Below are 12867 nucleotides of genomic sequence, written 5' to 3' on the forward strand. Positions count from 1 at the left end.
TCCTGTGGCCTCTTGACCCTTGATAAACGGCGCGCGCGCCGCCACGCAATCGGCGATGGCCACGGTTCCGGAGAATTCGATCGAATGGCGGCGCAGCGAGGCGCCGGTCCCCTATCGCCGGGCGCTCGCCGAGCAGGAAGCCCGCAACGCGGCGATCGCGGCCGGCGAGGCGGACGAACTGGTCTGGCTGCTCGAGCACCCGCCGGTCTACACCGCCGGCACCAGCGCACCGCCGGGCGAGCTGCTCGATCCGCGCTTCGAGGTCGTCGAGACCGGGCGCGGAGGGCGCTACACTTACCATGGCCCCGGACAGCGGGTCGGTTACGTGCTGCTCGATCTCGCCAAGCGCGGGCGCGACGTGCGTTGCTTCGTCCATTCGCTCGAAGGCTGGGTCATCGCCACGCTGGCCGACTTCGGCGTCGAGTCCTGGCGGACCGAGGGCCGGATCGGCATCTGGACGCGCGACGTCGACGGCAGCGAGGCGAAGATCGGCGCGATCGGCGTCCGCATCCGCCGCTGGGTGACGATGCACGGGTTTGCGGTCAACCTCGATCCCGACCTCACGCATTTCGGCGGCATCGTGCCCTGCGGGATCGCCGATTTCGGCGTCACCAGCCTCAGCAAGCTCGGGATCGAGGTTGCGCCCGAGGAGTGGGATGAGGCATTGCAGCGTCGCGCCGGCGGTTTCCTTGCCGCGCTGGCTGGTTCGGAGACTTGCACTTGACCCTCCCGCGTTCGCTCGCCCTGCTGCTCCCGCTGGTATTGCTGGCCGGATGCAACAAGCCCGCCCGCAACGACGAGCGCTCGGCCTCGGGCGAAGTGCTGCAGGGAACGGTGAGCGACGCGATGCTGCCGCTCGACAAGCTCAAGTCCGAGCCGCCGCTGCTCGCCCCGAGCAAGGCAGGCACCACGCCCGAAGGCGCGGAGGATGAGGCAAGCGGCGAGGGCGATGCGGCCAGCGAAGCCGCGGGAGAACCCGGCGAAGCGGCGACGGCCGCGCCTTCGCCGACCGCCGCGCCCTAGCCCAGGCCAGCCAGAAGCCGCCGCGCCTGTTCGAGGTGCGGCTGGTCGAGCATGCGGCCTTCCATCTGCAAGGCGCCCGCGGCCGGGGCGGCGGCAAAGGCGGCGACGATGCGCCGGGCCTCGGCGATCTCTTCTTCGCTCGGCATGAAGGCGGCGTTGATCACCGGCACCTGGTCGGGATGGATCGCCAGCATTCCGGCAAAGCCGTCGGCGTGGCTTTCCCGGGCGACCCGCTCAAGCGCGGCGAGATCGCGGAAATCGGCATAGAGCGTATCGATCGGCACGAGCTCGCAGGCATGCGCGGCTAGCAGCACTTGCGCGCGGACCATGCGAAAGGCGTCGGTCCAGCGTCCCTCGGCATCGCGTTTGCGGCTGGCGCCGATCGCCGCCGACAGGTCCTCGGCGCCCCAGGTCAGGCCGGCGAGTCGTGGGACACGAATGTCGAGATAGGCCGGGATGCCCAGCGCGGCGGCGGGCGTTTCGCTGACCAGCGGCAGCAACCTCGTGTGGCCTGGCGCGATTCCGTTGCGCTGCTCGAGATCGTGCAGTTCGGCGGCGAGGGTCTGCAATTGCGCCGGCCCGGCGGCCTTGGGCACCATGATCCCGTCGGGCCCGCTCGGCATCACCGCCAGCAGGTCTTCGCGCCAGAGACGCGTATCGAGCGCGTTGATGCGCACCCAGCGCCGGCCCGGGCCGCCGGTGCGGTGCTGCGAATCGAGCCAGTCGCGCGCCATCGAACGGGCCGCTTCCTTGGCTTGCGGAGCGACGGCGTCCTCGAGATCGACGATCACCACGTCGGCGCCGCACCCGGCCACCTTCGACAGCTTCTTCTCGCTGTCGCCCGGAACGAACAGCCACGAACGCATCGGCATCGCGCAATCTCCTTGGTCTTTCCTATAGCCTTCGCGGCGCGCGCGGCTAGACCGGGCCGGTGAATCCGCCCGCCGATCCGCCGCGCCACCGCCTGCTCCCGCTAGCCGCGCTGCTGATCGGCAACGCCGCGCTGGCGCTCGGGCCGTACTTCGTGCGGCTGGCGGACAGCGGCCCGATCGCCGCGGGCTTCTGGCGGCTGGCGCTCGCCCTGCCGCTGCTGTTCCTGTTCGCCAGCCGCGAGCCGAGCCCCGCCGCGCCGGTTTCGCGCAAGCTGCTGCTGGCGATTGGGCTCGGCGGGGTGTTCTTCGCGCTCGACCTGTCGAGCTGGCATGTCGGCATCGGCTTCACCCGGCTCGGCAACGCGGCGCTGTTCGGCAACTCGGGCAGCCTGATTCTGATGGTCTGGGGCTTCCTCGTCTGGCACCGCTGGCCGAAGGCGCGCGAGTGGCTCGGCATCGCCGCGGCCTTCACCGGCGCGGCGATCCTCCTCGGGCGCAGCTTCGAGGTTTCCGCGCAGACGCTGATCGGCGACTTGTTCTGCCTGCTCGCCGGCCTCCTCTACGCCGGCTACCTGCTGATCCTGCAGGACGCGCGCCGGGTGCTTGCAAGCTGGCGCCTGCTCGGCTGGTCCAGCGCCGCCGGGGTGCCCGTGCTGCTGCTCGTCGCTATCCTCCACGGCGAGCCGGTCTGGCCGCAGCACTGGGGCCCACTGGTCGCCCTGGCCTTCTCGAGCCAGATCGTCGGCCAGGGGATGCTGGTCTATTCGCTGCGGCATTTCTCGCCGCTGGCGATCGGCTTGGCGCTGCTGACCCAGCCGGCCATCGCCGCGCTCGCCGGGTGGCTGGCCTTCGGCGAGAGGCTCGGCTGGATCGACGTCGTCGGCATGGCGCTGCTCGCTTCGGCGCTGGTGATCGCCCGCGTGGCAGGGGAATCGACGGGGCCCACAGCCGCTGATAAGGTCACCGGATAAACCGGATAATCGGGTGGGGGGAACATGCAGCAAGACGGCAAGAGCTGGGATACCGGCTACGAGTGGAAGATCATCCTGATCCTGAGCCTGACCTTCGGACTGGTCGGGCTCGATCGCTTCATCCTGCCGGTACTGTTTCCGGCCTTCATGGGCGAGCTGGGGCTGACCTACCAGGACCTCGGCAACCTGGTCGGGATTCTCGCGGTGTTCTGGGGCATCTCGGCCTTCGCCATGGGCTTCCTGTCCGACCGGGTCGGGCGGCGCAAGGTGCTGATTCCGGCGGTGATCGTCTTCTCGCTGATGTCGGCCTTTTCGGGCATGGTCGGCGGCCTGGTCAGCCTGCTGCTGATCCGCGCCGTGATGGGGCTCGCCGAAGGGCCGGTCGCCTCGACCGGCGTGGCGGTGGCGGTCGAAGCCTCGCACCCCAAGCGGCGCGGCATGAACAACGGGATCTTCCAGTGCATGATCTCGCTGATGGGCAACGCGATAGGGCCGATAATTGCCACCCAACTGCTGCTTGTGACCACCTGGCGCACGGTGTTCATGCTAGTCGGTATCCCCGGCCTGGTGATGGCGGCGGTGATGTTCTTCCTGATCCGCGAACCGGAACACGGTACGCCTGACGGCGCGCGCGTGGCGCGCCCTGGCGTCGCCGACCTGTTCGGCCATCGCAACGTGCCGCTGGCCATGCTGACGCTGATGTGCGCGATGGGCGGCATCTTCGTGATGGGCGCGATGATGCCCAACTACCTGACCGACTATCTGCACCTCTCGGTCCAGCAGATGGGCGCTGTGGTCTCGGCGATCGGCTTCGGCGGCGCGCTCGGCCAGTTCGCCATGCCGACGGTGTCGGACTTCATCGGCCGCAAGCTGGCCACGCTGATTTCCTACATCCTCGCGGCGGTGTTCACCTACCTGTTCACCCAGGCCGGGGCGGACAGCCTGTCGACGCTGTTTTGGCTGATCTTCTTCGCCGCGCTGTTCAACTTCTCGGCGCTCGCCATCCTGGCTGGACCCGTTGCCGCCGAAGCGGCTCCGCTCGGCATGGTCGCTTCGGTGGCCGGGCTGGTGATCGGCGCGGGCGAGATATTCGGCGGCGGCGTGGCGCCGGCGATTGCCGGGCGCATCGCCAGCACGAGCGGAATCGAGCACGTCTTCACCTTCACCATCGCCAGCCTGATCTTGGGGTTCGTCGTCGCCCTGTTCCTCAAGGAGACGGCGCCGCGCAAGACAGGGGCTGCCTGAGTGACCACGCGGGGGATGGCCGGGATCGCGGGGCTGCTGCTGGCCGGCTGCACCACGATGCCGGCCGCGCCCCCGCCGGTCGACGCCGCGCCCGCGGTTGTCATCGCCAGCCCGACGGCCGCCGACCAGAATGCCACCTTCGATAAGGTCGGCCGCACGTACATCGATATCCTGACCGCCGAGAATCCCGTCGCCGCGACGCAACTGGGCGACCATCGGCACGACGGAGAGCTTCCGGCGATCGACGCCAGCGCGCGCAAGACCCGCGCGGTCATGGACAAGCAGTTGCTGCAAGCGCTCGGCCAGATTGACCGCAGCCGGCTCACGCCCGACAATCAGGTCGATTACGCGCTGCTCAAGAACGCCGTCGAGTACGACCTGTGGGACACCGAAACCCTGCAGACCTGGGCGTGGAACCCGCAGTATTACAATTCAAACGCCTCGAACGCGCTCTACCTGCTGATCGCGCGCGACTTCGCCCCGTGGCCCACGCGCTTCGAGGCGATCGTCTCGCGAATGGAAAAGCTCCCGGCTTTCCTCGCCGAGGAACGCAGGCAGCTCGACCCTAGGCGGGTGCCGAAGGTCTACGCCGAGACAGTGGCCAAACAGAACGCCGGGATCATGGAGATCGTCGACGCCGCGCTGCTGCCCGAGGTCGAGCGCAGCGGCGTTCCGCGCACGCGCTTCGATGCGGCGCTCGCCAATCTGAAGGCCGCGGTCGCCGAGCACCAAAAGTGGCTCGACGGGGTTCTGGTGCCGAACGCCAGGGGCGATTTCCGGCTCGGCCCGGCGCTTTACGACCGCAAGATGAAGTTCGAGCTTATGAGCTCGATGACCCGCCCCGAGCTCAAGGCCAAGGCGCAGCGGGCGTTCAATGACACCCGCGCCGAGATGGAGCGCCTCGCGCGCAGTTTCCCCGAGTGCGACAAGGGCACCCAGCAGCAGGCGATCGAGTGCGCGCTCGGCAGGAGCTACGCCAGGCGGGCGACGCGCGACACGTTGGAGCAAGTCGCGCGGGACACCCTGGCCCAGGCGACCGACTTCGTGCGCGAGAAGGGCTTCGTGACGATGCCTTCGGCGCCGGTACAGATCGTGCCGATGCCGGTGTTCAACCAGGGCAATTCGGTCGCCTACGACGATGCGCCTGGGCCGCTCGAGAAGGAGCAGCCGAACTTCTACACGATCTCGCCCATTCCGAAGGAGTGGACGGATCAGCAGGCGGCGAGCTTCCTCACCGAATACAACCTCTACATGCTACACGACCTGTCGATCCACGAGGCCATGCCCGGGCATTACCTGCAGCTCGACCATGCCAACATGAACGACGATCCCTTGCGCGGGGTGCTCCAGTCGGGCCCGTTCATCGAGGGCTGGGCGGTCTACGGCGAGGGGCTGATGGCCGAGCAGGGCTATCTCGGCGGCGACGCGACCGAGGACGGCAAGCTGTTCAAGCTGACGATGCTCAAGATGCGGCTGCGCTCGATCACCAACACCCTGCTCGACATCGGCATCCAGACCGAAGGCATGACCCGCGACCAGGCGATGGAGCTGATGATGGCCGGCGCCTTCCAGCAGGAGCGCGAGGCCGCCGGCAAGTGGCTGCGCGCGCAGCTCTCGTCCGTCCAGCTATTGAGCTACTTCACCGGCTACGAGGAGCACACGGCGCTGCGCGAGGAGGCCAGGCAGCGTTGGGACAAGGGCTTCACGCTGCGGCGCTACAACGACGAGGTCCTCGCGCACGGCTCGCCGCCGGTGAAATATGTGCGCGCCTTGATGTTCGACTTGCCGGTGCCGCAGGAATGAGCGCGCAGAAGCCACGGAAGCCGAAAAACGGCCAACGCAAGCATCGCGAAGACTTGCTCGACGAAGCGCTCGACGAGAGCTTCCCGGCGAGCGATCCACCGGCGATCACCGAGCCGCACCGCAAGCCCGGCGGGACGGAGGACTAGTCGCCCGAGGGCATCCTGCCCAAATCGCCCAGGCCGATCGTCCCGCTCGCCATTTCGAGCATGCGGTCGACGCTGCGCCGCGCGGCCAGGCGCACGCTTTCCTCGATCTCGATCCGCGGCTGGAGGTCGCGAAGGGCGAGGTAGAGCTTCTCCATCGTGTTGAGCGCCATGTACGGGCAGATGTTGCAGTTGCAGTTGCCGTCGGCACCCGGTGCGCCGATGAAGGTTTTGTTCGGCAGCGCCTTTTCCATCTGGTGGATGATGTGCGGCTCGGTGGCGACGATCAGCGTGTCGCCGGGGAACGTCTTGGCGAACTGCAGGATCGAGCTGGTCGAGCCGACGTGATCGGCGTGGTCGATGATGTGCGGCGGGCACTCGGGATGCGCGGCGACCGGGGCATCGGGGTGCTGCGCCATCAGCTTGAGCAGCTCGCGCTCGCTGAAGGCCTCGTGGACGATGCAAACGCCCGGCCACAGCAGCATCTCGCGGTCGAACTTGCGGTTGAGGTAGCCGCCGAGGTGCCGGTCGGGGCCGAAGATGATCGGCTGCTCCTTGGGAATCTGGTTGAGGATCGTCTCGGCCGATGAGCTGGTGACGATCACGTCGCTGAGCGCTTTAACCTCGGTCGAGCAGTTGATGTAGGTCAGCGCGATGTGATCGGGATGCGCCTCGCGGAAGGCCTTGAACTTGTGCGGGGGGCACGAGTCCTCGAGGCTGCAGCCTGCTTCCAGGTCGGGCAGCACGACGATCTTCTCAGGCGACAGAATCTTCGCCGTGTCGGCCATGAACTTGACTCCGCAGAACGCGATCACCTCGGCATCGGTGTCGGCCGCCTTGCGTGAGAGCTCGAGGGAATCGCCGACGAAATCGGCGAGGTCCTGCAGCTCGGGCTTCTGGTAGTAGTGCGCCAGGATGACGGCATTGCGCTCCTTGCGCAGCCGGTCGATCTCGGCGCGCAGGTCGGCGCCGGCAGGGAGTTTGGTTTCGACGGACATGGGCGGCCTCCTTGCCGGCCATATAGGAAGTCGCCCCGCCGCTGTCGCGGGCCTAGGCGCGCTTTTTTAGCCCCCGAGCGAGCGCACCAGCGCGACCAGCGGCGGGAAGCCCACCACCATATTCGGCAACACGGTCATCCCGACCAGCGCGGCGAGGCCCCAAAAATACGCCGGATGCACGCGCGCGCGGGTTCGCAAGTCGTAACCGATGGCCACGGCGAAGAAGAGCAGGTGCAGCGGAAGGAGTACGTAGGTCATCTGAAGGCCGACCCACGCGTGGGGCACGATGCGGCCGAGCCCCGGCGCGATGATGCAGATCGTGCCGCTCAGCATCAGGCGCTTGTGCCAGTCCGAACGCTTGCGCAGCGCGATGCCGGCCCAGGTCAGGCCCAGGAAGGCGGCGGTGGCAAGACCGTCCATCGCGATGATGTATTCCGGCGTGAAGGCAGGCGGCGTTCGATGGGTCGCGGTATTAATCGCCAGGACCATCGTGCCCATCAGCAGCACCCACAGGCTCCAGCCGGCGGTCAGGATGCCGAGCCGGCGGTGGACCGCCAGATTGCCGCTCGCGACGAGGCTGTTCTGGGTAACGAACAGGACCACCCATCCCATCATCGAGATGCCGTGGAGATGCACCCACCACGGCTCGCCGAAGTTGGACTGGCCGAGGACGATCGAGCGAACGAAGCCGGCGACGCACGCCCCGGCTAGGGCCAGCGCCATGTAGAAGAAGAACGCGCGTTCGCGCTGAACGGCGGATGGTGCGGATGATGCGATAGTCGCCACGAAGCCCTCCCCAAGCATAGCGACTTGAGGCGGGTGTCGGTGGTTATGCGGCCGATGTCAATCGCCGCCCAGGACGGTCGACGATTCAGCCGCCAAGCGACTTGGTTAGCGCCAGCACAGGGGGCGTCCAGGCAATCGCGAAGCTCACGCTCACCCAGCCGACGAGCGCACCCGCGCCCCAGAAATAGGCCGGATGGACGGCGCCGCGTGTGCGCTTGTCGTAGAGCATGGCCACCCCGAAATAGCCGACCAGCAAGATCGCCATGACCAGCCAGATACCGCGCTCGTCGAAGATGAAAGGTAGCGTGAGCCGGCCCCAGGCAACGGAGATGAGGTTCAGCATCGCTCCCAGCATCAGCCGTTTGTGCCAGTCCGGCGCCCGATTGCGCAGGCGGACCGCTGCGAGCACGAGGCCGCCGAAAGCGACCATGTTGAGCCAGTCCATCATCAGAAAATAGTTGGGTTGGAAGAACGGCGGCACGCGGTGGGTGCGGACGTCCATCGCCGTGATCACGAAACCGAGCACGACAATCCACGCGCTCCAGCCGGCGGCGATCGGGCCGAGCGTGCGGTGGGCAGTCACGTTGCCGCGATAGACGAGAAAGGTCTGGGTCAGGAACAACGCGACCCAGGTCATCATCGACGCCGCATGGAGATGGACCCACCACGGCGAGTAGATGCTCGACGCACCGATCGCGAAAAAGAAGCCGAAGCCCGCGAGGACCGTCACGACGACGGCCAACGCCATATAAAAGAAGAACGCGCGCTCTTTTTGAAGCGCGGAGATTCCCGATGATGCAACGGTTGCCATGATCTGCCTCCCCCGAGTCAGTCAGATGACGCAGAGTGACTCCTTACCGCCGGCGCTGTCAACCTGCCGGCTCGCCGTCGAAGCGCACCTTGACCTTGACGTCGCCGTAGCCGGCAACCTGCAGCGGGATGGCGAGGTTCTGCCCGATCGCCTCGCGCGCCGCCGCGCGGGCGAGGTCCATCAGGACAGGATTGGCGGCCTGCTGGACCGCCTGCTGCTCGGCGAGCCGGGTGTTGTTGCGAGTGAGACGGTCCTGCGCGGTGTTGGTGATCCAGATGCCTTCGCGCAGGTATTGCGCGTGGGCTTCGTCGAGGTTCGGTTTGCCGACGATCAGCGCGGGAAGCTGGACATCCATGGTGTGGGTCTCGCCGTTCCAGGCGAGGCGCCCACGGTCCATCTTCGACAAGTCGATGGTATAATCGACCCGCGCGGGGATCACCGCGACCTGGCGGCTCTTGATCGCCCCGAATAGCCGGCTGTCCTCGCTCGCAACCACCGGTGAGAGCTGGGCCGAGAAAACTGTCAACTTGTTCTGCTTTTCGAGAGCCGTGAGGCTGGTTGCCAGCGGATCGCCTAGATCTTCCGGCCCGAACGCCTTCCAGGCGAACCACGCTGCCAGCGCGAAGGCCACGATGAACAGCAGCCATGGCAGTGCCTGCACCCGCGCGAGCGAGGCCTGGCGGTGCGGCGCGTGCTGCAACCGGTCGCCGGCAGCCTCGCGTTTGATCAGGATAGGATCGTCCATATTTCTCCCGAACGGGCGACCAGGGCGCGCCGTTCCAGATCGAGCAGGTGCGCCTTCACCGAAAGTCCGGCAGCGGGCCACAGCCACGGATTGACGCCCTTGTACATCTGCGGGACCAGTTCGGCGATGACTTGCGGCTCTCGACCGAGGAGCTTCAATATCTGCCGCTCGCGCTGGCGGCGGTGGCCGATCATCCCGCGCACCAGTTGCCGGGGGTTGTGCACGGCGGGCCCGTGCGCCGGGTAATAGACCCTATCGGTGCGCTCCTGCAGCAGCGCGAGGCTGGCCATGTAGGCGGCCATGTCGCCGTCGGGCGGAGCGACGACGGTGGTCGACCAGCCCATCACGTGATCGCCGGTGAACAGCGCGCCGGTTCCCTCGAGAGCGAAGCACAAGTGGTTGGAAGTGTGTCCGGGGGTGGCAAGCGCGGTCAGCGTCCAGGCCGGCCCCGCCAGCTGCTCACCGTCGGTCAGTACGCGGTCGGGCGCGTAGTCCCCGTCGAACGGTGCGTCGGCGCGCGGCTCGTCGCTCTCGATCACCAGCGCCGCGCAGCCAATTACCGGCGCGCCGGTCATTTGCGCGAGCGGCGCGGCGGCCGGGGAGTGGTCGCGGTGAGTGTGGGTGCAGGCGATCGCGATCACGGGCGTGTCGCCGATGGCGCGTACGAGCGCGTTGAGATGCCCGGGCTCGGCGGGGCCGGGATCGATCACCGCCAGGCCCTCGCTGCTTCCGACGAGATAAGTTTGCGTGCCGGTGTACGTGAATGGCGAGCCGTTCGGCGCCAGCACCCGCCGGACGAGCGGCTCGAGCTGTTCGACTTCGCCGGTCGGCCAGGGTTGCGGGGGCATCGCCATCCGCCGCATATGGCTTGCGTGGATGAGGATTGAAATGACCGAACCGCTGATCCTGGTGCTCGACGAAGGGACGACCTCGACCCGGGCGATGCTGTTCACCCCGGCGGGCGAGCTGCGCGGCACCGCCCAGCGCGAGCTGACCCAGCACTATTCGCGGCCCGGCTGGGTCGAGCACGACGCGGGCGAGATCTGGGACAAGACCGTCGCCTGCGCTCGCGAGATGGTCGAGCGGGCGGGCGGGGCCGGGCGGATCGCCGCTATCGGCGTGACCAATCAGCGCGAGACGGTGGTCGCGTGGGACCGCGCGACCGGGGAGCCGCTCGCCCGTGCGCTGGTGTGGCAGGACCGGCGCACCGCAGCCTTCTGCGAGGAGCTGCGCGCTGCGGGGCACGAAGATGCGGTGCGCGAGACGACCGGGTTGCTGCTCGACCCCTATTTCTCGGCCACCAAGATGCGCTGGCTGCTCGACAACGAACCGGCCGTCGCCGAAGCGGCGCGCGCGGGGCGCCTGGCCTTCGGCACGATCGAAAGCTGGCTGGTCTTCAGGCTCACCGATGGTGCCGCGCATGTCAGCGACGCGGGGAACGCCAGCCGCACGCTACTGCTGCCGCTGACCGGCGCGACTTGGGACAGCGGTTTGTGCGACTTGTTCGGCGTGCCGCCCGCGGCCCTGCCAGAGGTCGTCGACAGCGCGGGTCAATTCGGCACGACGGCGCTGTTTGGCGCATGGATTCCGATCTGCGGCCTCGCCGGTGACCAGCAGGCGGCGACCATCGGCCAGGGCTGCCTCGCGCCCGGCGAAACCAAGGCGACTTACGGAACCGGGGCTTTCGTGCTCGCCAACAAGGGAAGCGACGCTCCCCGATCGCGAAATCGCCTGCTCGGGACGGTGCTCCACCAGCTTGGCGGACGGCGCTGCTACGCGCTCGAAGGCTCGGTGTTCGTTGCCGGCAGCCTGATCCAGTGGCTGCGCGACTCGCTGCAGATGATCGTCCGCGCCGACGAGAGCGAGGAGCTCGCCCGCTCAGTCGAGGACAACGCGGGGGTCGTGGTGGTTCCCGCGCTCTCGGGCCTCGGCGCGCCGCACTGGCGAGCCGAGGCGCGGGGGGCGATCACCGGGCTCAGCTTCGCCGCCACGCGCGCGCACGTCGTGCGCGCCGCGCTCGAGGCGATCAGCCACCAGACGCAGAATCTCGCCGACGCTTTCGCCGCCGACGGCGCGGAATGGACCGAGCTCAGGATCGACGGCGGGATGAGCGCCAACGACTGGCTGGCGCAGGATATCGCCGATATCACCGCGCTGCCGGTGGTGCGGCCCGATTTCGTCGAGACCACCGCGCTCGGCGCGGCAATGCTGGCTGCCGTGGGCGCAGGGCTGCACGGCTCGTTAGAACAAGCGTGTGCGGCGATGATCGGCGGCACGCGCCGGTTCGAACCGGCGATGGCGAACGACTTGCGTAAAGCCCGCCTGGCGGCGTGGGAAAAGGCGCTGGCGGCGGTCTAGGCCGCGCCGAGTTCGCGTCCGATGCGGTCGCGCAGGCGATGGATTGCGCTCGGATGCATCTCGAACCGCTCGCGCCAGGCTTTGTCGAGCCGGGCGATGCGCGCGTGAAAGCGCTCGGTCCTGAGGATCAACTCTTGCGTGTCGGGACCGAGCATCGCGAGCTGTTCGGGCTTGCTCTCCGGCTGCGAGCGCGGCAGACGCCCGTGGTGGCGCAACTGGAACTCGCTGATTTCGCCAGAGAAATAGGCGCGCTGATTGAGCAGCCAGGCGATCGCGTGCATCATCCGTGTGGTCGTGCGCAGCGCCTCGCAGCTCAGCGCCACCCGGGCGAGGTCCTCGTCCTCGCCGGCGAGGTCGAGCCGGCCCGACAGGTCGAACACCGCGCGCGCCTCGTCGGCGAGCACCAGCGCCTCGCAATAGAGCGATTCTATGATCGTCGGACTGAGGTCGGTGGGCTCGGCCATGGCGTTACAACGGAGCTAGGCCCGTTTCGGTGCCGGTTACCAGCGCGGTAACCATAATTTTCCGGTCTCGAGGCGGTTTGTCCCACGCGGACACGCATCAAGAAGCCAGCATTCAGGCGATGATGTCGGGCGTCAGGTAATCCTCGATCATCGCAATCTGGTCCTTGAGCTGCAGCTTGCGCTTCTTGAGCCTGGCGATTTGCAACTGGTCCTGGCTTTCGGTCGCTATCAGCGCGCCGATAGCGGCGTCGAGGTCGCGGTGCTCGGTGCGCAACATCGCCAGCCGCCGGCGCAGTTCCTCCTCGTTCACCGCCATCCAGCCTTTCTCGCCGCGCCGTTCCGAGCCCACGTCTCGCCGCGCGTTCGATTGAAGAATTAAGTGAGTTATGATTTGATGACAATCGCCCGGCTTGGGCACCGTTCGAGTCGTCCCGAGTCGCGCCAACAGGGGGTCGCAAGACAACCTCGCTGACCAGGAGAACGCTCTATGGAAACCACGCACATCGCCGCCCTTCAGGCCAGGCATGAAGGGCTGGAAGCCCGGCTCCGCGATGAACTCAGCCGACCCGCTCCCGATGATGCGATCCTGCAAACTCTCAAGAAACAGAAACTGCGCATCAAGGAAACTCTGGCGCAGATTTGATCCGG

16 protein-coding genes are annotated in these 12867 nt (G+C 67.5%); 8 read left to right on the forward strand and 8 right to left on the reverse strand.

What is annotated here, in order from left to right; all coding sequences use genetic code 11:
• Positions 1–55: 55 nt before the first annotated feature.
• Positions 56–724 carry a lipoyl(octanoyl) transferase LipB gene (gene lipB / locus G7B69_RS12475; RefSeq protein WP_166179773.1) on the forward strand — a complete coding sequence of 223 codons (669 nt, stop codon included), beginning with the start codon at positions 56–58 and terminating at the stop codon, positions 722–724.
• The gene (locus G7B69_RS12480; protein ID WP_166179775.1) at positions 721–1023 is read left to right on the forward strand and encodes a hypothetical protein; all 303 of its coding nucleotides are present in this window, start codon (positions 721–723) and stop codon (positions 1021–1023) included. Before lipB ends, G7B69_RS12480 begins: the two co-directional genes overlap by 4 nt.
• Here the strand turns inward: G7B69_RS12480 and G7B69_RS12485 are convergent.
• A complete protein-coding gene (locus G7B69_RS12485) occupies positions 1020–1895 on the reverse strand; it encodes an HpcH/HpaI aldolase/citrate lyase family protein (RefSeq protein WP_207786013.1) in 876 nt (291 codons plus the stop codon). The two genes, G7B69_RS12480 and G7B69_RS12485, sit on opposite strands and share 4 nt — an antisense overlap.
• 59 nt (positions 1896–1954) lie before the next feature.
• Here G7B69_RS12485 and G7B69_RS12490 point away from each other — a divergent pair, with 59 nt between their 5' ends.
• Genes G7B69_RS12490 through G7B69_RS12505 form a run of 4 tightly spaced genes read left to right on the forward strand, consistent with a single transcriptional unit; the run spans position 1955 to position 6060 of the window.
• Positions 1955–2866 (forward strand): DMT family transporter, encoded by a 912-nt coding sequence (locus G7B69_RS12490; protein ID WP_166179777.1) that lies wholly within the window; start codon positions 1955–1957, stop codon positions 2864–2866.
• Positions 2867–2890: 24 nt separating this feature from the next.
• Positions 2891–4111 (forward strand): MFS transporter, encoded by a 1221-nt coding sequence (locus G7B69_RS12495; RefSeq protein ID WP_166179779.1) that lies wholly within the window; start codon positions 2891–2893, stop codon positions 4109–4111.
• Positions 4112–5914 (forward strand): DUF885 domain-containing protein, encoded by a 1803-nt coding sequence (locus tag G7B69_RS12500; RefSeq protein ID WP_166179781.1) that lies wholly within the window; start codon positions 4112–4114, stop codon positions 5912–5914.
• On the forward strand, positions 5911–6060 hold the full coding sequence (locus tag G7B69_RS12505; RefSeq protein WP_166179783.1) for a hypothetical protein: 150 nt from the start codon (positions 5911–5913) through the stop codon (positions 6058–6060). Before G7B69_RS12500 ends, G7B69_RS12505 begins: the two co-directional genes overlap by 4 nt.
• On the opposite strand, the gene nadA is transcribed toward G7B69_RS12505, so the two are convergent.
• The 5 genes from nadA to G7B69_RS12530 all read right to left on the reverse strand — a co-directional run bounded on the left by nadA (position 6057) and on the right by G7B69_RS12530 (position 10251).
• Positions 6057–7055: a quinolinate synthase NadA gene (gene nadA, locus G7B69_RS12510; RefSeq protein ID WP_166179785.1), complete on the reverse strand. Its 999-nt coding sequence runs from the start codon at positions 7053–7055 to the stop codon at positions 6057–6059. The two genes, G7B69_RS12505 and nadA, sit on opposite strands and share 4 nt — an antisense overlap.
• 66 nt (positions 7056–7121) lie before the next feature.
• Entirely contained in the window at positions 7122–7841 is a 720-nt protein-coding gene (locus tag G7B69_RS12515; RefSeq protein WP_166179787.1) for a hypothetical protein, read from the reverse strand.
• 85 nt (positions 7842–7926) lie between these two features.
• On the reverse strand, positions 7927–8589 hold the full coding sequence (locus G7B69_RS12520; protein ID WP_166179789.1) for a hypothetical protein: 663 nt from the start codon (positions 8587–8589) through the stop codon (positions 7927–7929).
• A gap of 121 nt (positions 8590–8710) precedes the next feature.
• The gene (locus G7B69_RS12525; RefSeq protein ID WP_166179791.1) at positions 8711–9397 is read right to left on the reverse strand and encodes a DUF4230 domain-containing protein; all 687 of its coding nucleotides are present in this window, start codon (positions 9395–9397) and stop codon (positions 8711–8713) included.
• Complete coding sequence (locus G7B69_RS12530; protein ID WP_166179793.1) at positions 9379–10251, reverse strand: MBL fold metallo-hydrolase; 873 nt, start codon at positions 10249–10251, stop codon at positions 9379–9381. The genes G7B69_RS12525 and G7B69_RS12530 overlap by 19 nt, the downstream gene beginning before the upstream one ends.
• A gap of 34 nt (positions 10252–10285) precedes the next feature.
• Between G7B69_RS12530 and glpK the strand changes: the two genes are divergently transcribed.
• Positions 10286–11755, forward strand: coding sequence for a glycerol kinase GlpK (gene glpK / locus G7B69_RS12535; protein ID WP_166179795.1), 1470 nt, complete (start codon positions 10286–10288; stop codon positions 11753–11755).
• On the opposite strand, the gene G7B69_RS12540 is transcribed toward glpK, so the two are convergent.
• Positions 11752–12219 (reverse strand): DUF1465 family protein, encoded by a 468-nt coding sequence (locus G7B69_RS12540; protein WP_166179797.1) that lies wholly within the window; start codon positions 12217–12219, stop codon positions 11752–11754. The two genes, glpK and G7B69_RS12540, sit on opposite strands and share 4 nt — an antisense overlap.
• A 112-nt stretch (positions 12220–12331) precedes the next feature.
• Positions 12332–12529: a YdcH family protein gene (locus G7B69_RS12545; protein WP_166179910.1), complete on the reverse strand. Its 198-nt coding sequence runs from the start codon at positions 12527–12529 to the stop codon at positions 12332–12334.
• Between the two features lie 177 nt (positions 12530–12706).
• Here G7B69_RS12545 and G7B69_RS12550 point away from each other — a divergent pair, with 177 nt between their 5' ends.
• Positions 12707–12862: a YdcH family protein gene (locus G7B69_RS12550; protein WP_166179799.1), complete on the forward strand. Its 156-nt coding sequence runs from the start codon at positions 12707–12709 to the stop codon at positions 12860–12862.
• Positions 12863–12867 lie beyond the last annotated feature (5 nt).

The organism is Croceibacterium segetis (assembly GCF_011320115.1).
GTDB classification, from domain to species: domain Bacteria; phylum Pseudomonadota; class Alphaproteobacteria; order Sphingomonadales; family Sphingomonadaceae; genus Croceibacterium_B; species Croceibacterium_B segetis.